The organism is Bacillus sp. JZ105, from assembly GCF_053903125.1.
Genome location: NZ_CP096387.1, coordinates 2,471,131 through 2,490,146, shown reverse-complemented (window position 1 = coordinate 2,490,146; position 19,016 = coordinate 2,471,131). Strand labels below are relative to the sequence as shown.

The window sequence follows — 19,016 nt, the reverse complement described above, 5'->3', positions numbered from 1 at the left end:
TAATGAAAAAAGGGCGCATTCTTGCGTTTTTCTTAGTGGTTCTGTTAATCGGAACTGGCGTAGGCTTACTGACAAAGCCTGTTGCGAAAGATATGACGCTAGGGCTGGATTTACAGGGTGGATTTGAAGTCCTGTATGATGTACATCCAGTGAAAAAAGAGGACAAGATCACAAATAGTGTTCTCGTTAGTACTGTGGAGGCTCTTAACCGAAGAGCGAACGTGCTTGGAGTAAGTGAGCCGAACATCTCGATTGAAGGCAACAATCGTATCCGCGTGCAGCTTGCGGGGGTAAAAGATCAAAACAGAGCAAGGGAGATTCTTTCCACTGAAGCGCAGCTATCCTTCAGAGATACGAATGATAAAGAACTCCTTAATGGGGCTGACCTAGTCGAAAACAGTGCAAAACAAACATTCAGTCAAACGAATGAGCCAATTGTGACGGTCAAACTAAAAGATGCGAAAAAATTTGGTGACGTCACAAGAAAAGTAGCAGCGATGGCACCAAATAATCAGCTTGTCATTTGGCTTGATTACCACAAAGGAGATTCCTTCAAAAAAGAAGTCTCAAAATCAAACCACAAGTATGTATCTGCACCAAATGTGAACCAAGAGATTAACAGCAGTGACGTACAAATTGAAGGGAATTTCACTGTCCAAGAGGCAAAAGACCTTGCAAGTATTTTAAATGCCGGTGCATTGCCAGTAAAATTAACAGAAAAATATTCCACATCTGTGAGTGCACAGTTTGGTGAACAAGCACTGAACGAAACAGTGTTCGCAGGAATAGTAGGAATCGCATTTATCTTCTTATTCATGCTGTTTTATTACCGATTACCTGGTCTTATAGCTGTCATCACACTTTCAGCTTATATCTACATTACGCTGCAAGTGTTTGACTGGATGGGCGCGGTCATGACACTGCCTGGAATTGCCGCACTCATTTTAGGGGTAGGGATGGCTGTTGATGCCAACATTATTACTTATGAACGGATCAAAGAAGAGCTGAAGCTCGGCAAATCTGTCCGTTCTGCTTTTAGATCAGGGAACCGCAGATCATTTGCGACCATCTTTGATGCAAACTTAACTAGTATTATTGCCGGCGGAGTGCTGTTCTTCTTCGGGACAAGCTCTGTAAAAGGATTTGCAACAATGCTCATCCTCTCGATTTTAACAAGCTTTATCACGGCTGTATTCCTATCAAGATTCCTTCTTGGACTGCTTGTAGAAAGCCGCGCGCTCGACCGCAAAAAAGGCTGGTTTGGTGTCCGCGAAAAAGACATCATGAGTATTCATGAAACAACAGAAAATACCGAACCGAAAACGCCGTTTGATAAATGGGATTTCGTCAGCAAACGTAAAGGCTTTATGATTTTCTCTATAGCTGTTACTATTGCGGGAATCATCGTCCTTTCGATCTTCAAGCTCAATGCTGGTATTGACTTTGCTAGTGGAACGAGAATTGATGTTCAAAGCGATCACAAGCTGACAACTGCACAAGTAGAGCAAGACTTTAAAAAGCTTGGTCTTGAGACGGACAGTGTCGTGTTATCGGGTCAAAAAGAAAACCAGGCAGCCGCGCGGTTTGTCGGTGTGCCAAACAAAGAAAAGATTGCTGAAGTAAAAGATTACTTCAAAGATAAATATGGCACTGAGCCAAACGTAAGTACAGTGTCTCCGACTGTCGGAAAAGAGCTTGCCCGTAATGCATTATATGCTGTTATTATTGCTTCTATTGGGATCATTATATATGTATCCATCCGCTTTGAATATAAAATGGCGATTGCGGCGATTGCCTCATTGCTATACGATGCATTCTTTATTGTCGCCTTCTTTAGTATTACGCGCTTAGAGGTGGATGTCACCTTCATTGCCGCGATCCTCACAGTCATCGGGTACTCGATCAACGACACGATCGTTACCTTCGACAGGGTTCGTGAACAAATGAAGAAACGTAAACCGAAAACCATTGAAGATCTATCGTACATTGTGAACTTAAGCTTACAGCAAACCTTCACGCGATCTGTCAACACGGTGCTGACTGTAGTTGTCGTTGTTGTCGCACTGCTTATCTTCGGATCAGCGTCGATTACAAACTTCTCTATCGCCTTACTTGTCGGCTTATTAACAGGGGTGTATTCATCCCTTTATATCGCAGCACAAATTTGGCTGATGTGGAAAGGCCGTGAGCTGAAAAAACCAGCTAAGATAGATACAGATATTTAATCTAGAAAGACTGCCTTTTTCGGCAGTCTTTCAGCGTGTAGACAAACCCTCGCATTCGGTGTCAGGCCTGCGTGCCGGTGCTCACGAATGTCAAATTCGCTCCGCGCCGGTACTCGTCCTTCCTAGACTGCAAAGGTTTTCTATCACGCTGAAAAGAAGACAAAGGGCTAAAATAAAAATCATTTTAGCCCTTTGTCAACAATATGAAAGACTGCCTTTTTCGGCAGTCTTTTTCTATCGGTTTTTCCCGAAAAGTAGACGCTTTGAAAAAACATTTCGGGTTTCATTGATCTTAAAATGGTCTTTTGCTATAATGACTTACGTTTAGACCAGTATAGAAAGCGGGTGTCTGTTTAGGCATTTGGCTTTATTCATTGGAGGGGCTGTTATGAAGGTTCGGGAAACTGAACTGCCAGGTATCGGTCATAAAGCCGAAATGATCACAAGAAATAATGAGAAGCTTGCCATCATTACACATGATGACGGCAGAAGAGAAATGTATCATTTTCAGGAGGACGACCATGAAGAAACGATTTCTGGCATCCTGCTAAACGATGAAGAAGCAAGACAAATCGCGGCTATTTTAGGCGGCATGGTCTATAAGCCGAAAGCGCTTGAAACCGTAGAGGTAGCCATTGATGAACTGGTGATTGAATGGTTTAAAATTGAAAATAATGCACCAGCAGTTCAGAGAAGCATCGGTGACCTCAATGTTCGCCAAAACTATCAAGTAACAGTCATCGCCATTGTGAGAAAATCACATAAGAAGATTTTAAATCCAGGACCAGATACCATCATCGAAGAAGGGGATACCCTTGTCATTTCTGGAGAAAGAAAAGAATTAAAGAATTTGATTAAAGAAAAACTCAGCAGCTGATGATGCCCATGCTGATAGGTTTTCTTCCACTGCTTTCTATCGGTGTTTAAAAAAGGCAGTGAAAAGGGAAGAATAAAAGAAAAAGCTTGGGGGATTTGTAGATGAATAAACAACAATGGACCATCATACTCGCATTTATTTTCGTATTAATTGTCTCAGTATTTGCCGTGATTAATGTACGGCCTGTCGAGGTACACTACTTATTTGGAACGGCTGAATGGCCGCTGATCCTTGTCATTATCGGTTCAGTTTTAATGGGCGGACTGATTGTGGCATTTGCAGGGATCTTCCAAATTGTGAAACTGAAACGTGAACTAAAGGCACTAAAAGCTGAGCGTGCAGCCGCTGCATCTCCTGCTGCGACGAAAAAGGCAGACAAAGATCTTCAAAAGAAATCTCATGTTACGCCTTTAAAAGAACAGCCAGCATCATTTGACCGGAAGGAAAAATAATCTTCCAGCACAATTTCATAAAATAAAAATTGAAACCCCTCAGGCCACTCTAGTATAATAGTGTGGTTGAGGGGTGAATTTATGTTATTATCCAAAATGCGCTGGGAATATGAACATCCGAGCGAAGAAAAAGTGAAATCACTCTCTGAAAATCTGAATATTTCAGCGCTGACTGCATCGCTTCTCGTAAAAAGAGGACTTGAAGAAGTAGAAGAGGCGAGGTCTTTTTTATTTGATCAAAAAGCCGAATTTCATGATCCATTCCTATTAAAAGGAATGAAAGAAGCAGTAGAGCGCATCAACAAAGCGATCGAAGAGCAGGAATCGGTTGTGATCTTCGGAGACTATGATGCAGATGGTGTGACAAGTACGTCTGTACTTTTACATACATTAAAAGAGCGGTCTGCGATAGTAGACTTTTATATTCCAGATCGATTTAAAGAAGGTTATGGACCGAATGAACAGGCTTTTCGATATATCAAGGAGCAAGGAGCATCGCTTGTCATCACGGTTGATACAGGCATTGCTGCTGTAAATGAAGCACGTATTGCAAAAAAAATAGGGTTAGACCTGATCATTACAGATCACCATGAACCAAGTGAGGAGCTGCCTGAGGCACTTGCCATTGTCCATCCTAAGCAGCCTGGCTGTGAGTATCCCTTTAAAGAACTTGCTGGTGTAGGTGTCGCGTTTAAAGTGGCGCATGCACTTCTTGGAGAGCTGCCAGTTCAGCTGTTAGATCTTGCAGCAATCGGTACAATCGCGGATCTCGTACCGCTTCATGATGAGAATAGATGGCTCGCCAAAAAAGGGCTTGTGCAGCTTCGGCAGTCGAATAGACCGGGGCTGAAAGCGTTATTGAAAGAAGCGGGAGCCACTTTAGAAGAAGCGAGCGAGGAAACGGTCGGCTTTCAAATTGCGCCAAGGCTGAATGCTGTTGGGCGAATTGAACAGGCAGATCCCGCCGTCCATCTTCTGATGACTGAGGATAAGGATGAAGCAGAAGAGCTCGCTCGTTTTGTACAGGAACTGAATAAAGAACGGCAAAAGATTGTCAGTACGATCACAGAAGAAGCCATTCAAATGGTGGAAGAGGCAGGTGATGACCAGTCTGCGATCGTTGTAGCGAAAGCTGGCTGGAATCCGGGCGTTGTCGGAATTGTTGCCTCTAAATTGACGGATACTTTTTCTCGTCCGGCGATTGTGCTTGGAATAGATGAAGAGACGCAAATGGCAAAAGGATCAGCCCGGAGTATTCCTGGCTTCGATCTATTTTTCCATCTAAGCAAATGCCGCGACATCCTGCCGCATTTCGGCGGGCATCCGATGGCAGCAGGGATGACACTTCGAGCGGATGATGTCGCTTTACTAAGAGAAAGATTAAATCAATATGCAAATGAAACATTGACGGAAGAAGATTTTATTCCAATTCAGCGGGTCGATGCCGTGTGCAAAGTAGACGAATTGACGGTTCAAGCGATTGAAGAAGCGGGGATGCTGTCACCATTTGGTATGTCAAACCCAAAACCGTTCATTATGATTGAAGATGCGAAGCTTGAAGATATCCGAACGATTGGGGCAAATCACAACCATATTAAAATGTCTCTGAAAGACGAAGACACACTGCTTGACTGTGTCGGCTTTCACCAAGGGAAATTAAAAGAAGAAATTGTCCCGGGAAGCCGCATCTCTGTAATTGGGGAAATGTCCGTTAATGAATGGAATAATCGCAAGAAGCCCCAGCTGATGCTAAAAGATGCACGAGTTGATGAATGGCAGCTGTTTGATCTGCGCGGGAAAAAGGATTGGGAGAAGAAAGTTTCGACACTTGATTCAGAAAAATCTTTGGTAGTCTGTTTTGATGAAGCAACAAAACAGGATGTCGATCTCCCCATTCATCATGTTCATGCAGAAAATGTATCAACATTTGATGTACAAGGAAAGTATGTGGTCTTTGCAGATGTTCCCGCAGATGAGCAATTGCTGAAGCAGCTTTTAGAAAATCAAAAGCCTGCGAGAATTTATACGGTTTTTCAAAGAAAAGAAGATCATTTTATGTCCTCTTTCCCAAGCCGTGACCAATTCAAATGGTTTTATGGGTTCTTGTTTAAACGGGGAAGTTTTCCTATTAAAGAACAAGGAATGGAGCTTGCCAAACATAGAGGCTGGACAAAAGATACAATCATTTTTATGACAAAGGTGTTTTTTGAACTCGGTTTTGTTAAAATAGAGAATGGTGTGCTGTCAATAGTACTTGATGCCCCTAAAAAAGATTTAACGGCGTCAGCGTCCTATACAGCAAAACAACGATTGATGGAACTTGATCAAACACTAACATATTCCTCAGCTAAAGAGCTGAAGGAATGGCTGAATAGCATGATGAGCGAAGTCTCACCTGTGCTTTGACGTACGAGGAGGAAAAGGAAAAGATGGATTTAAAACAATATGTGACAGTTGTACCTGACTACCCAAAGGAAGGTGTACAATTTAAAGATATTACAACGTTAATGGATAAAGGCGAAGTGTACCGTTATGCAACGGATCAAATCGTTGAATACGCGAAGGAAAGAGACATTGATCTCATTGTTGGACCTGAAGCGCGTGGATTCATTATTGGCTGCCCTGTAGCATACGCACTTGGTGTAGGTTTTGCACCGGTTCGTAAAGAAGGAAAGCTTCCTCGTGAAGTCATTAAAGTCGATTACGGCTTGGAATATGGTAAAGATGTATTAACGATTCATAAAGATGCGATTCGTCCTGGTCAGCGTGTCCTGATTACAGATGACTTACTGGCAACTGGTGGAACAATTGAAGCGTCCATCAAGCTTGTAGAGGAATTAGGCGGCGTTGTGGCAGGGATTGCATTTTTGATTGAGCTGACGTATCTGGACGGCAGAAAGAAGCTTGACGGCTACGACATCATGACGTTAATGCAATACTAATGGAGTTTTTCGTAAAAAGCACTCAGTAAGAAGGGTGCTTTTTTCCTATCAAAAATCTTTTAGCGGACTTCTTCTCTTTACATCTATCGAATTTTTCTTGATAATAAACTACAATACAGTTTTCATTTAAAAAGGTGATTCCATGGCGAACGAACAAGTTTTAACGGCGCAGCAGGTCATTGACAAGGCAAGAGAATACCTGTCCGCTGAACATATTCAATTTATAGAGCGAGCATATGAATATGCTGAAAATGCACACAAGGAGCAATACCGGAAATCTGGTGAGCCCTATATTATCCATCCAATTCAAGTGGCGGGTATTCTTGTTGACCTTGAAATGGACCCATCAACCATTGCAGGCGGTTTTCTGCACGATGTAGTTGAGGATACAGATGTGACATTACAGGATTTAAAAGAGCATTTTAACGAAGAAGTAGCAATGCTTGTTGATGGTGTCACAAAGCTCGGGAAGATTAAATATAAATCACAAGAAGAACAGCAGGCCGAAAACCATCGAAAAATGTTTGTTGCAATGGCGCAGGATATTCGCGTGATCTTGATTAAGCTGGCAGACCGTCTTCATAATATGAGAACGCTCAAACACCTTCCGCAGGAAAAGCAGCGGAGAATTTCAAATGAAACACTTGAAATCTTTGCACCGCTTGCGCACAGATTAGGGATTTCAAAGATTAAGTGGGAGCTTGAAGATACAGCACTCCGCTATTTAAATCCGCAGCAATATTACCGGATTGTGAATCTGATGAAGCGCAAACGAGCGGAACGTGAGGAATACTTGGACGAGGTTGTCAATGAAGTGAAAGACCGCGTGTCTGAGGTGAACATCAAGGCTGAATTTTCTGGCAGACCAAAACATATTTATAGCATTTATCGCAAAATGGTCTTGCAAAATAAGCAGTTTAATGAAATTTATGATCTGCTTGCCGTTCGTATTTTGGTCGATAGCATTAAAGACTGTTATGCGGTGCTCGGAATTATCCATACATGCTGGAAGCCGATGCCAGGCAGGTTTAAGGATTATATTGCGATGCCAAAGCCGAACATGTACCAGTCTCTTCATACAACGGTGATTGGGCCAAAAGGTGATCCGCTTGAAGTTCAAATCCGTACAGTGGAAATGCATGAAATTGCAGAATACGGGATTGCGGCACACTGGGCATACAAAGAAGGCAAAGAGTCAGCAGAATCAACGGAAGAAGCGGTCTTCCAGAAGAAGCTCTCTTGGTTTAGAGAAATTCTTGAATTCCAAAACGAATCCACAGATGCAGAAGAATTTATGGAGTCGTTAAAGATCGATCTCTTCTCTGATATGGTGTTTGTGTTTACGCCAAAAGGAGACGTCATTGAACTGCCGTCGGGCTCAGTTCCGATTGATTTCTCTTACCGGATTCACTCGGAAATTGGGAATAAAACGATTGGTGCCAAGGTCAATGGCAAGATGGTCACACTCGATCACAAACTAAAAACAGGTGACATTATTGAAATTCTGACATCAAAGCACAGCTACGGGCCAAGTCAGGATTGGGTCAAACTTGCCCAAACCTCCCAAGCGAAGCACAAGATCAGACAGTTTTTCAAAAAACAGCGCCGTGAAGAAAATGTCGAAAAAGGCCGAGAGCTCGTGGAAAAAGAAATCAAAAACCTTGAGTTCGATGTCAAAGATATTCTTACACCTGAAAACCTGCAAAAGGTGGCTGACAAATTTAACTTTTCAAACGAAGAGGACATGTATGCGGCCGTTGGATATAACGGCATTACTGCACTGCAGGTCGCCAATCGTTTAACAGAAAAAGAAAGAAAACAAAGAGATCAAGAAGAGCAAGAGAAAACCGTTCAAGAAGTGACGGTGGAACCAAAGACGTATCACGGGAAAAAACGGGAAGCTGGCGTAAGAGTCAAAGGGATTGATAACCTGCTTGTCCGCTTATCTAAGTGCTGTAACCCTGTTCCTGGCGATAGCATTGTCGGTTTTATTACAAAGGGCCGAGGCGTATCTGTTCACCGTGAGGACTGTCCGAACGTGAAGACAGGAGAAGCGCAGGAGCGGTTAATTCCGGTCGAGTGGGAGCATGAGCAGCCTGCTCAAAACCGTAAAGAATACAATGTGGAAATTGAAATATTAGGATATGATAGACGCGGCTTACTCAATGAGGTGCTTCAAGCAGTTAACGAAACCAAAACGAACATCTCCTCTGTTTCTGGGAAGTCTGACCGTAACAAAGTGGCGACGATCCATATGGCGATCTTTATCCAAAATATTAATCATTTGCACAAAGTAGTCGAACGCATTAAACAAATCAAAGACATTTACTCTGTTCGCCGATTCATGAATTAGAAAGGAAGTATATCGTCTATGAGGCTTGTTGTGCAGCGTGTGACAAATGCATCTGTGAAAGTAGAAGAAGAGATCACAGGTGCCATAAGCGAAGGTTATATGGTGCTCGTTGGTGTCACACACGAAGATACAGAAGAAGATGTGCTTTACTTAGCTGAAAAACTTGCACATTTACGTATTTTTGAAGATGAAAATGGGAAAATGAATCGTTCATTATTGGACATAAAAGGATGCGTTCTGTCTGTATCTCAATTTACTCTTTATGGTGATACGAGAAAGGGCAGACGGCCGAATTTTATGAAAGCCGCCAAGCCGGATGCAGCCAATTCGCTTTATGAATGTTTCAATAAAACCCTTAGAGAAAAAGGCATCCATGTCGAAACTGGCCGTTTTGGTGCGATGATGGACGTGTCATTGACCAATTCAGGACCGGTCACGATCTTGATGGACAGCAAAGAATAGATTCTCTTTAGACTGTAGATGAACTCATGCGGGAGTTTGTTTAGAGTCTTTTTCTTTTGCGGTCAAACAAAAAAGAGGCGCAGAGGCCTCTTTCTTTTTAACGGAAATATTGTTTTAATCCTTCAGTCATTCCTTCTGTGACTCGTTCTTGGTAAGAGGCGCTATAAATGATCGCTTCCTCCTGAGGATTGCTTAAGTACCCGAGTTCATATAAAAGGGAAGGGCGTTTGTTTTCTCTTAAAACAAAGTAATCTCCAAATTTGACACCCTTATCAGGGATTTGAGAGCGTTTTGCGACTTCGGAATGAACGCTTGACGCTAACTGCTGATCTTTTGCTGCGTGATAATAATACGCCGTACTTCCTCTAACACTTTGGTCCATAAAACTATCATAATGAAGACTAATAAATGCATCTGCATTTCGGTAATGGGATGTTGCCACCCTTGATTGAAGGCTGATAAAGGTATCATCACTTCTTGTTAAATATACATTTGCACCAGAAGCCCTTAATTTGCCTGCCAGTAAATTGGCGGTTTTGATGGTGATGTTCTTTTCAAATGCACCGTCTGCGCCAATCGTGCCGCTGTCTTTTCCGCCATGACCAGGATCAAGAACAATTGTTTTTCCTTTTAAAGAACCAGTTCCAGACGATGAATCCTGCTGAGGTCTTGGCGCTTCGCTGCTATTTTTCTTCGTTTGAACGACCCAGCTCGCCACGTAGCCAGTTCCGCCGTTTGATAGTGTCACCTCGTACCAGTCACCTTGCGTCCGAACAATTTGATAGGCAGCTCCTTTTGTTGCTCTTTCTGCAATCCCAGCAGAGGTAGAAGCGCTTTTTCGAATGTTGGTGCCGTCATAGACAATGTATGCTTTTTGCTCAGAAGCCGAAGAGGATGAACTCTTTTCAGGTGCAGAGCCTGCTCCTTTGCCTGTGACAATGTAATAGCTTGCAACCCAGCCTTTTACGCCTTTCCCCTCAATTTCATACCAGCCGTTCTGCTCTCGCAAAATGGTGATCTGTGTGTTGCGGGCAAGTGAAGCGATGACTTGTGCATTTGGTGCGGCCGATTGTCGTACATTCAAGCTCGATACGCCAACTGTGCCTGTCTCGTTAGAGCGAGAGGAATCGCCGGAACTTGATTGAGAAGTTTTCTGCCCCCCTGAAACATAATCAGAGTGAACCCAGCCTTCTGCTTGTTTATACGAAATTTTCGTCCATTCGCCGCTTGTCTCGAGCTTTTTAGCGGTAGCGCCTTGCGGGAAAGTACCAATCACTTGATAGGAAGTCCCAGGGCCTGTCCGGATGCGAAGATCGGAAGCTGTCGATGTAATTGTACTGCCTCCAGCCGTGCTTTGACCTTGCGCCTTTGGCTTCGCGGATTTTTGAGCGCCGGATGATGTGGTAATCAGCCATGAGACGACCCAGCCTTTTTGTCCGTTTGATAATTGGATCTGCACCCATTCTCCTTGTTCAGTGAGAATAGGATAACTTTCGCCGCGTTTCACAACAGCTGCAATTCCGTAGCTTAAACCAGGGCCCGTTCTCACATTGATTTCATCTGTTGCGACAACAGCTTGATCTGTTTGTGCTGTAGCATGTGTCATAGGCAAAGAACTCGCGATGAGAACAAAACAAGTAAGCAGCATCATCATTTGATTGTGTTTTTTCAGATTCAAAACGGTGTTTTCCCCTCCCTTGTAAAACCGATGAATGTTAATTCGTTATGTAGTGGATGAATTCCTTGCAGTTTCCCTAATAAAAATGAATCAATCTGTTTATACTAAATAAAAATGTGATAAAAGGATGTACAAACATGAGATTAAGCAGAAAATTAGGACGAGTGCAATATAATGGACATCGTGATATCGACCGCTGGCAGCACGACGAAATGGATCAGCCAGGCTTCCTTGAAGAAACCGCATCTGAATACGGATGTACGTCAAAAGAAGAGCTGGAAAAGAAAAAGAGGCACGGCAAGGGTTGACAGAGTGGCAGCACCGACCTTATTATAATATAAATCAACACACTTGAAAATTTAAAATGTGGAACTGATGATAGAGAATAGTAGGGTAAATTGCGTGAGCAGAGAGGACTCGCCTTAGGCTGAAAGCGAATCCGCATGGCATTTATCACGAAAGAACACTCTGTAGGTTTCCTGCTGAACGCTCTAAAAATGAGTCAATAGGCGGAGAACGTGAATCTGCGTTAAGGATTTGAGCGGGAACATGGCTGGATCATGTTCCAACTAGGGTGGCACCACGGGTATAACTCTCGTCCCTACTATACACATAGTAGAGGCGGGGGTTTTTTATATGTCCACATAAAAAATGAATGATGGTCGTAGGAGGACGAAAAATGAGTTTTAATATTCCAAGAGGCACACAGGATATTTTACCTGGAGAGTCAGAACGCTGGCAGTATGTTGAACAAATTGCGAGAGATACATGTGCAGCCTTTCAATACAAAGAAATCCGCACACCGATTTTTGAACATACTGAGCTGTTTGCACGGGGAGTAGGCGAATCAACTGATATCGTTCAAAAAGAGATGTACACATTTGAAGACAAAAAAGGACGCAGCATCACACTTCGTCCAGAGGGAACAGCTTCAACCGTCCGTTCTTATGTTGAAAATAAATTGTTTGCACAGCCGGCTCAGCCAACAAAGCTTTATTACATCGGACCAATGTTCCGCTATGAACGTCCGCAAACCGGAAGATATCGTCAATTTTATCAATTTGGAATCGAAGCGATTGGTTCCAAGGATCCTGCTATTGATGCAGAGGTCATTTCGCTTGCGATGAGTGTGTATGAGAAAGCAGGTCTTTCTAACTTAAAGCTCGTCATTAACAGCCTTGGTGACAAAGAGAGCCGTGCAGACTACCGCACAGCACTAGTCAAGCACTTTGAACCAAGAATTGAGGAATTCTGTCACGACTGTCAAACGCGTTTACATCAAAATCCGCTGCGTATTCTTGATTGTAAAAAGGATCGTGATCATGAACTGATGACAACCGCTCCATCCATTCAAGATTACTTAAATGAAGAATCACGGACGTATTTTGAAAAGGTCAAACAATACTTATCAGATATAGGCATTGAGTATGTCGTCGATCCAAATTTAGTACGCGGTCTTGATTACTATAATCACACAGCATTTGAGATCATGAGTAATGCAGAAGGCTTTGGTGCGATTACAACATTAGCCGGCGGCGGCCGTTATGATGGACTCGTTGAAGGAATTGGCGGTCCTGAATCACCAGGGATTGGATTTGCGATGAGTATTGAGCGTTTCTTATCTGCGATCGATGCTGAAGGAATTGAGCTTCCTCTGCAAGATGGTATTGATCTATACATTGCTGCTCTCGGAGATGAAGCGAAGGATTATTCTGTTTCATTATTAAACCGTCTGAGAAAAGAAGGTATCTCAAGTGAAATGGACTATACAGGGAAGAAACTAAAAGGACAATTTAAAGCGGCTGATCGATTAAAAGCCAAATTTATTGCAGTTCTTGGTGAAGATGAGCTAGCGCAGCAAATTGTGAATGTGAAAGATACGACAACGGGTGAACAAATTGAAGTGAAGCTTGATGAGCTGATTCAAATGTTGAAGGCCCACCAGAAAGCGTAAAGAAGGAGTGGAATGTTTGTGTTTGGTAGAACTTTTTATTGTGGAGAAGTAACAGAAGACCAAATCGGTCAGTCAGTTGTATTAAAAGGATGGGTTCAAAAAAGGCGTGACTTAGGCGGATTAATCTTTATTGATTTGCGCGACCGTACAGGGATTGTACAAGTTGTCTTCAATCCAGACTTATCAAAAGAGGCGCTTGAGACAGCAGAATCAATTCGTAATGAATATGTTCTTGATATTAAAGGAACGGTTGTCGCAAGAGAAGAAGCAACGATCAACCCAAATTTAAAAACGGGAAAAATTGAAATTCAAGTCGAAACGGTCACCGTTTTAAATGAAGCGAAGACTCCTCCATTTGTGATTTCAGACCAAGCAGACGAGGTATCAGAAGATGTTCGTTTAAAATATCGTTACATGGATCTTCGCCGCCCTGCAATGTTTGAAACAATGAAAATGCGACATGAAGTCACAAAAGCATTCCGCCATTTCTTAGACGACAACGGCTTTCTAGACATTGAAACACCAATTTTAACGAAAAGTACGCCAGAAGGTGCGCGTGACTATCTTGTTCCAAGCCGTGTACACGAGGGAGAATTTTATGCACTGCCTCAGTCTCCGCAATTATTTAAACAATTGTTGATGGTTTCTGGGATGGACCGTTATTATCAAATTGCCCGCTGTTTTAGAGATGAAGATTTGCGTGCTGACCGCCAGCCGGAATTTACACAAGTCGATATTGAAATGTCCTTTATGAGTCAAGAGGACATCATGACGCTTGCTGAAGAGATGATGGCGAAGGTGATGAAAGATGTCAAAGGTGTAGACCTTACATTGCCATTACCTCGTATGACATACGATGAAGCGATGAATTCTTATGGATCTGATAAGCCGGATACTCGCTTTGAGATGAAGCTAGTGAACATTTCAGACACAGTAAAAGACTCAGATTTCAAAGTGTTTAGCGGAGCTGTGAAAAATGGTGGAGCTGTGAAAGCCATTAATGTCAAAGGGGCTGCAGCGAACTACTCAAGAAAAGACATTGATGCACTCGGTGCATTTGCAGCGAACTACGGTGCAAAAGGTCTAGCTTGGCTAAAAGCAGAAGGGACTGAATTAAAAGGTCCGATCGCTAAATTCTTTGATGAAGCAAAGCAAGCTGAATTAAAGGAACAGCTGCAAGTTGAAGAAGGCGACCTTTTACTCTTTGTTGCAGATAAGACGTCTGTTGTCCATGATGCACTTGGTGCACTTCGCTTAAAACTTGGTAAAGAGCTTGAACTGATCGATGAATCTGTATTCAATTTCTTATGGGTTGTCGATTGGCCGCTGCTTGAAAAGGATGAAGAAGAAGGCCGCTTTTATGCTGCCCATCATCCATTCACAATGCCGGTTCGCGATGATCTTGAATTAATTGAAACAAGCCCAGAAGACATGAAGGCCCAGGCTTACGATCTTGTGCTGAATGGCTACGAGCTTGGCGGCGGTTCTATTCGTATTTTCGAAAAGGACATTCAAGAAAAGATGTTTGGCTTACTTGGTTTTTCAAAAGAAGAAGCTTACGAACAATTTGGCTTCCTGCTCGATGCGTTTGAGCATGGTGTTCCTCCGCATGGCGGAATCGCGCTTGGGCTTGACCGTTTAGTGATGCTGCTTGCAGGCCGCTCTAACTTAAGAGATACGATCGCATTCCCGAAAACGGCAAGTGCGAGCTGCGTTCTTACAGATGCCCCTGGCCATGTAAGCGAGGCGCAGCTTGATGAGCTGAGTTTAGCGATTAAAACAAAAGTAAAACAGTAAAATAGGCGCATGTTTATAGGGATGTAAACGCTTGAAAAAGAAATATGCCTATGATATGCTTTCATCAATCAATCAATCAATAAAGTCCTGATACGTACGGTGGTTACCTAGTTTTGACCGAACATTTTTTTATACGGGAGCTTGCCTTTCCTTTCTGCATAAATGCCTCTTTAGAGGACTTATAAAGTCAGGAAGAAAGCACCCACCTGCATGGTGCGGGGTTCAAAACGAAGGAAATGCTGGCGGCGTCATCGGGACTTTTTTGTGTTTTTTTCTTTTAGAGAAGGATGACGGAGAAGTCTGAATATGATATGATTCTTTCGATTCATTTTAAATAAAGGTGGAGTGAGGCACTTGTTACATCAGTTTTCAAGAAACGAGCTTGCCATTGGCAAGGAAGGCTTAAATATACTAAAAAACAGTACAGTTGCAGTGCTTGGTGTGGGCGGCGTTGGTTCATTCGCAGTAGAGGCACTCGCGCGTTCAGGCGTTGGCCGTATTGTTCTTGTTGATAAAGATGATATTGATATTACAAATGTAAACCGTCAGCTTCCAGCATTGCTATCAACAGTTGGCCAGCCAAAGGTTGACTTAATGCAGGCGAGAATCGCTGATATTAATCCAGAATGTGAAGTTGTTGCGCTGAAGATGTTTTATACAGAGGAAACATACGAGCAATTTTTTGAGTATCCGCTTGATTATGTCATTGATGCCTCAGATACCATTCACTATAAAATTCATTTAATGAAAGAGTGTCTGAAACGAGGGGTGAACATCATTTCAAGTATGGGAGCTGCGAACAAAACAGATCCGACACGCTTCAAAATTGATGATATTTCAAAAACACATACCGATCCTATTGCAAAAGTTGTGAGAACACGTTTGCGTAAGGAAGGGATTCGTAAAGGAATTGAAGTCATTTTCTCTGATGAAAGTCCAATTGTCATTCGCGAAGATGTCAGAAAAGAAGTTGGAAATGATGAAGCGAAGATTCGCAAGGCGCAAATGCCGCCATCATCTAATGCATTCGTTCCGTCTGTTGCCGGACTGATCATGGGTGGTCATGTCATTATGAAGCTTTTAAAAGATATTCCGATTACACGTGTGAAGGATAAATAAACAGCCCGCCTGCTGACATGCAGGGGGCTTTTTTTATTTCTGGCGTTTTAAATTTTCATAGACCTGTTTCAATGCACCTTCAAATTTTCCGGTTTGTTTCGGTACATAGTATTGCTTGTTTTTCAGCGGATCAGGTAAATATTGCTGCTTCACCCAGCCGTTTTCGTAATCATGCGGGTATAAGTAATCGACGCCTCTTCCGAGTGCTGTAGCGCCTTTGTAGTGAGCATCTTTTAAATGAACTGGAACTTCTCCAATTTTCCCTGTACGAATGTCACCAAGTGCCGCATCAATCGCCTTATATGCCGAATTAGACTTAGGAGAAAGACACAGCTCAATCACTGCGTTCGCCAGCGGAATTCGTGCTTCTGGGAAACCGACTCTTTCTGCTGTTTGTACTGCGCTTAACACGCGGGGGCCTGCCTGCGGACTGGCTAAGCCAATGTCCTCGTAAGCCATCACGAGTAATCTCCTTGTAATACTTTCAAGGTCTCCTGCTTCGATTAGTCTGGCAAGGTAATGCAGCGCCGCATCTGTATCAGATCCTCTAATGGATTTTTGAAAAGCCGAGAGGACATCATAATGAGCATCACCATTCTTGTCATGTGAGAAGCTCTTTTTTTGTAAGCATTCTTCTGCTGCGGCAAGAGTGATTGTGATATGCCCTGTCTCATCCGCTTTTGTCGATAAGACAGCGAGTTCGAGTGCATTTAAAGCAGAACGCACGTCTCCTCCGCATCCATTGGCAAAATGATTCATCGCTTCATCGTCCACTGTCACCTCATAGCCGCCAAGCCCGCGATGTTCATCCTGTAAGGCTCTTGTTAACGCAGTTTTGATTTGCTCTGTTTCAAGCGGCTTCAGTTCGAATATTTGTGTCCGGCTTCGAATGGCAGGATTGATCGCATGATAGGGATTAGCCGTCGTTGCCCCAATTAAAATGATCATGCCATTTTCTAAATAAGGAAGAAGAAAATCCTGCTTTCCTTTATCAAGCCGGTGGACTTCGTCTAAAATAAGGATCACCTGGCCGCTCATTTTCGCTTCAGCGGCAACAGCTTCCATATCCTTTTTGTTATGAATGACCGCATTCAGCGTTCGAAAAGCAATGCTTGTACTGCCAGCAATCGCGGTTGCAATCGATGTTTTGCCGATGCCCGGCGGTCCATATAAAATCATCGAGGATAAATGTTTTGCCTCGACCATTCGCCTAATAATTTGACCTTCTCCAACAAGATGCTCCTGCCCAATAATGTCTTCAATATGACTTGGGCGCATCCGGTACGCTAAAGGTTTCATAATTATCTCTCCTATAGCAATGTCTTGTTTGTATAGAGTACCGAAATTTCTTCAAATAGAAAAGGGATTCGTCCTTCTATCATGCTCGGAACCCGTAAATGAAAGTTGGCTGAAAGTATGATATAATTGCTTTTGGTCTATATATCAGCGTATATGAAATCAGAAAAATAATTGATGACATAGAATAGAAAACGCAGAGGTGTTTAACTTGAAAATATCAACTAAAGGCAGATATGGTCTGACGATCATGATCGAATTAGCCAAAAAACATGGCGAAGGCCCTACATCCTTAAAATCAATCGCTCAAAACAATGATTTGTCTGAGCATTATTTAGAGCAGCTTGTATCACCACTCCGCAATGCCCGTCTTGTAAAAAGTATCCGCGGAGCGTATGGCGGCTATGTTCTTGCACATGAACCAAACGAGATCACAGCAGGTGATATTATTCGTGTATTAGAAGGACCCATTAGTCCTGTTGAAGTCATCGAAAACGAAGAACCAGCAAAGCGTGAACTGTGGATTCGTATTCGTGATGCAGTAAAAGACGTACTAGACAATACAACTCTTGAAGACTTGGCAAGCTACACAGATGACGGGGATCAAGACTCGTATATGTTCTATATTTAGATCAGAGGTGTACCGGAAATGGAACGAATCTATTTAGATCATGCGGCCACAACGCCGATGGATCAGCGTATTGTGGACAAGATGATGCCGTACTTTACAGAGATATTTGGCAATCCCTCTAGTATTCATTCATATGGGCGCGAGGCAAGAAAGTGGCTCGATGAAGCAAGAGAAGTCATTGCAGGAGAATTACACTGTAAACCGCAGGAGATCATCCTCACAAGCGGTGGAACCGAAGCGGACAACCTGGCAATCACAGGTGTTGCCATGGCAAGACAGCATGAAGGAAAACATATCATCACAGTGAAAACAGAGCATCATGCGGTGCTGCATACATGTGAACGTCTAGAGAAACTAGGATTTGAAGTGACATATTTAGATGTGGACGAAACAGGATTGATTCATCTTGATCAATTAAAACAAGCATTGAGAGATGATACGATTCTTGTGACCGTCATGTACGGCAATAATGAAACAGGGGTGATTCAGCCAATCAAAGCCATTGGCGAACTTCTGCGTGATCACACTGCTCATTTTCATACAGACGCAGTGCAGGCGTTTGGCACAGTGCCCATTGATGCAGCAGATCTCCATATTGATCTTTTATCTGCTTCTGGCCATAAGCTGAATGGTCCGATGGGAACAGGTTTTTTATATGTAAACGAAGGCGTGAAACTTTCTCCGCAAATATTCGGAGGCGAACAAGAAAGAAAGCGCCGTGCTGGCACTGAAAATGTGGCAGGAATTGTTGGGCTTGCAGAAGCTGTTCAATTAACGAAGCAAAATAGAAGAGAAAAAGCGATGCATTATGGTAAGCTCAAAGAAACCATGCTGCAAGTATTCGAAGAGGAATCTCTCAATTTCTCTATCAATGGACATCCGAAAGAGACATTGCCGCACATTTTAAATGTTCATTTCCCGGGCGTCTCCATTGAATCGCTGCTTGTGAATTTAGATATGGAAGGAATTGCTGTTTCAAGCGGATCGGCATGTACGGCTGGATCTGTCCTTCCTTCGCACGTGTTAAGCGCCATGTATGGCGAAGAAGCAAAAGAGCTGACGTCCTCAGTCAGAATAAGCTTCGGTCTTGGGAATGAAGAGGATCATGTGAAGCAGGCGGCACGTAAGATAGCGGCTGTTGTCAAACGCCTAGCCAAATAAATGCTTCCTTTTGTTCGTGTGTGAAAAATGAAACAGCAAAGCACCTGAAGAACGAAACGCGCATGTTGT

At 43.0% G+C, this 19,016-nt stretch carries 15 protein-coding genes, 1 other RNA gene and 1 other annotated feature; of the genes, 14 read left to right on the top strand and 2 right to left on the bottom strand.

The window, feature by feature from the left end; genetic code table 11:
- Positions 1 to 2: 2 nt before the first annotated feature.
- The 7 genes from secDF (at position 3) to dtd (ending at position 9,311) form a co-directional block, all read left to right on the top strand.
- Positions 3 to 2,225, top strand: a complete 2,223-nt coding sequence (gene secDF / locus M1D81_RS12800; RefSeq protein ID WP_456266706.1) for a protein translocase subunit SecDF — start codon at positions 3 to 5, stop codon at positions 2,223 to 2,225.
- A gap of 388 nt (positions 2,226 to 2,613) precedes the next feature.
- Positions 2,614 to 3,102 (top strand): cation:proton antiporter regulatory subunit, encoded by a 489-nt coding sequence (locus M1D81_RS12795; protein ID WP_456266707.1) that lies wholly within the window; start codon positions 2,614 to 2,616, stop codon positions 3,100 to 3,102.
- Positions 3,103 to 3,203: 101 nt separating this feature from the next.
- The gene (locus M1D81_RS12790; RefSeq protein ID WP_456266708.1) at positions 3,204 to 3,554 is read left to right on the top strand and encodes a LapA family protein; all 351 of its coding nucleotides are present in this window, start codon (positions 3,204 to 3,206) and stop codon (positions 3,552 to 3,554) included.
- Between the two features lie 81 nt (positions 3,555 to 3,635).
- Complete coding sequence (recJ, locus tag M1D81_RS12785) at positions 3,636 to 5,960, top strand: single-stranded-DNA-specific exonuclease RecJ (RefSeq protein WP_456266709.1); 2,325 nt, start codon at positions 3,636 to 3,638, stop codon at positions 5,958 to 5,960.
- A gap of 23 nt (positions 5,961 to 5,983) precedes the next feature.
- A complete protein-coding gene (locus M1D81_RS12780; RefSeq protein WP_024423133.1) occupies positions 5,984 to 6,496 on the top strand; it encodes an adenine phosphoribosyltransferase in 513 nt (170 codons plus the stop codon).
- 142 nt (positions 6,497 to 6,638) lie between these two features.
- Positions 6,639 to 8,849, top strand: a complete 2,211-nt coding sequence (locus M1D81_RS12775; RefSeq protein WP_456266710.1) for a RelA/SpoT family protein — start codon at positions 6,639 to 6,641, stop codon at positions 8,847 to 8,849.
- An 18-nt stretch (positions 8,850 to 8,867) separates the two neighbouring features.
- Positions 8,868 to 9,311: a D-aminoacyl-tRNA deacylase gene (gene dtd / locus M1D81_RS12770; RefSeq protein ID WP_456266711.1), complete on the top strand. Its 444-nt coding sequence runs from the start codon at positions 8,868 to 8,870 to the stop codon at positions 9,309 to 9,311.
- A 97-nt stretch (positions 9,312 to 9,408) separates the two neighbouring features.
- On the opposite strand, the gene M1D81_RS12765 is transcribed toward dtd, so the two are convergent.
- The gene (locus M1D81_RS12765) at positions 9,409 to 10,989 is read right to left on the bottom strand and encodes an SH3 domain-containing protein (RefSeq protein WP_456266712.1); all 1,581 of its coding nucleotides are present in this window, start codon (positions 10,987 to 10,989) and stop codon (positions 9,409 to 9,411) included.
- 137 nt (positions 10,990 to 11,126) lie between these two features.
- Between M1D81_RS12765 and M1D81_RS12760 the strand changes: the two genes are divergently transcribed.
- From M1D81_RS12760 to M1D81_RS12740, 5 genes are all read left to right on the top strand, one after another.
- Complete coding sequence (locus M1D81_RS12760) at positions 11,127 to 11,297, top strand: YrzK family protein (protein ID WP_003216250.1); 171 nt, start codon at positions 11,127 to 11,129, stop codon at positions 11,295 to 11,297.
- Between the two features lie 58 nt (positions 11,298 to 11,355).
- Positions 11,356 to 11,595, top strand: a binding site (T-box leader).
- Positions 11,596 to 11,668: 73 nt separating this feature from the next.
- On the top strand, positions 11,669 to 12,943 hold the full coding sequence (gene hisS / locus M1D81_RS12755; RefSeq protein ID WP_024423129.1) for a histidine--tRNA ligase: 1,275 nt from the start codon (positions 11,669 to 11,671) through the stop codon (positions 12,941 to 12,943).
- A gap of 18 nt (positions 12,944 to 12,961) precedes the next feature.
- A complete protein-coding gene (aspS, locus tag M1D81_RS12750) occupies positions 12,962 to 14,740 on the top strand; it encodes an aspartate--tRNA ligase (RefSeq protein ID WP_456266713.1) in 1,779 nt (592 codons plus the stop codon).
- Positions 14,741 to 14,821: 81 nt separating this feature from the next.
- Positions 14,822 to 15,002, top strand: a non-coding RNA gene (ssrS, locus tag M1D81_RS12745) — 6S RNA.
- A 92-nt stretch (positions 15,003 to 15,094) separates the two neighbouring features.
- On the top strand, positions 15,095 to 15,859 hold the full coding sequence (locus tag M1D81_RS12740) for a tRNA threonylcarbamoyladenosine dehydratase (RefSeq protein WP_024423127.1): 765 nt from the start codon (positions 15,095 to 15,097) through the stop codon (positions 15,857 to 15,859).
- Between the two features lie 33 nt (positions 15,860 to 15,892).
- Here the strand turns inward: M1D81_RS12740 and M1D81_RS12735 are convergent, their stop codons facing one another.
- Positions 15,893 to 17,158, bottom strand: coding sequence for a replication-associated recombination protein A (locus M1D81_RS12735; RefSeq protein ID WP_456266714.1), 1,266 nt, complete (start codon positions 17,156 to 17,158; stop codon positions 15,893 to 15,895).
- Positions 17,159 to 17,366: 208 nt separating this feature from the next.
- Between M1D81_RS12735 and cymR the strand changes: the two genes are divergently transcribed.
- Together cymR and M1D81_RS12725 are read left to right on the top strand one after the other, a co-directional pair.
- Positions 17,367 to 17,786 (top strand): cysteine metabolism transcriptional regulator CymR, encoded by a 420-nt coding sequence (cymR, locus tag M1D81_RS12730; protein WP_024423125.1) that lies wholly within the window; start codon positions 17,367 to 17,369, stop codon positions 17,784 to 17,786.
- A gap of 18 nt (positions 17,787 to 17,804) precedes the next feature.
- A complete protein-coding gene (locus M1D81_RS12725; protein ID WP_041086402.1) occupies positions 17,805 to 18,947 on the top strand; it encodes a cysteine desulfurase family protein in 1,143 nt (380 codons plus the stop codon).
- Positions 18,948 to 19,016: the final 69 nt, after the last annotated feature.

What these genes read in the sequence shown, in the direction of transcription:
- secDF (WP_456266706.1), top strand. Translation starts at nt 3, where the DNA reads ATGAAAAAAGGGCGCATTCTTGCGTTTTTCTTAGTGGTTCTGTTAATC.
- M1D81_RS12795 (WP_456266707.1), top strand. Translation starts at nt 2,614, where the DNA reads ATGAAGGTTCGGGAAACTGAACTGCCAGGTATCGGTCATAAAGCCGAA.
- M1D81_RS12790 (WP_456266708.1), top strand. Translation starts at nt 3,204, where the DNA reads ATGAATAAACAACAATGGACCATCATACTCGCATTTATTTTCGTATTA.
- recJ (WP_456266709.1), top strand. Translation starts at nt 3,636, where the DNA reads ATGTTATTATCCAAAATGCGCTGGGAATATGAACATCCGAGCGAAGAA.
- M1D81_RS12780 (WP_024423133.1), top strand. Translation starts at nt 5,984, where the DNA reads ATGGATTTAAAACAATATGTGACAGTTGTACCTGACTACCCAAAGGAA.
- M1D81_RS12775 (WP_456266710.1), top strand. Translation starts at nt 6,639, where the DNA reads ATGGCGAACGAACAAGTTTTAACGGCGCAGCAGGTCATTGACAAGGCA.
- dtd (WP_456266711.1), top strand. Translation starts at nt 8,868, where the DNA reads ATGAGGCTTGTTGTGCAGCGTGTGACAAATGCATCTGTGAAAGTAGAA.
- M1D81_RS12760 (WP_003216250.1), top strand. Translation starts at nt 11,127, where the DNA reads ATGAGATTAAGCAGAAAATTAGGACGAGTGCAATATAATGGACATCGT.
- hisS (WP_024423129.1), top strand. Translation starts at nt 11,669, where the DNA reads ATGAGTTTTAATATTCCAAGAGGCACACAGGATATTTTACCTGGAGAG.
- M1D81_RS12735 (WP_456266714.1), bottom strand. Translation starts at nt 17,158, where the DNA reads ATGAAACCTTTAGCGTACCGGATGCGCCCAAGTCATATTGAAGACATT.
- M1D81_RS12725 (WP_041086402.1), top strand. Translation starts at nt 17,805, where the DNA reads ATGGAACGAATCTATTTAGATCATGCGGCCACAACGCCGATGGATCAG.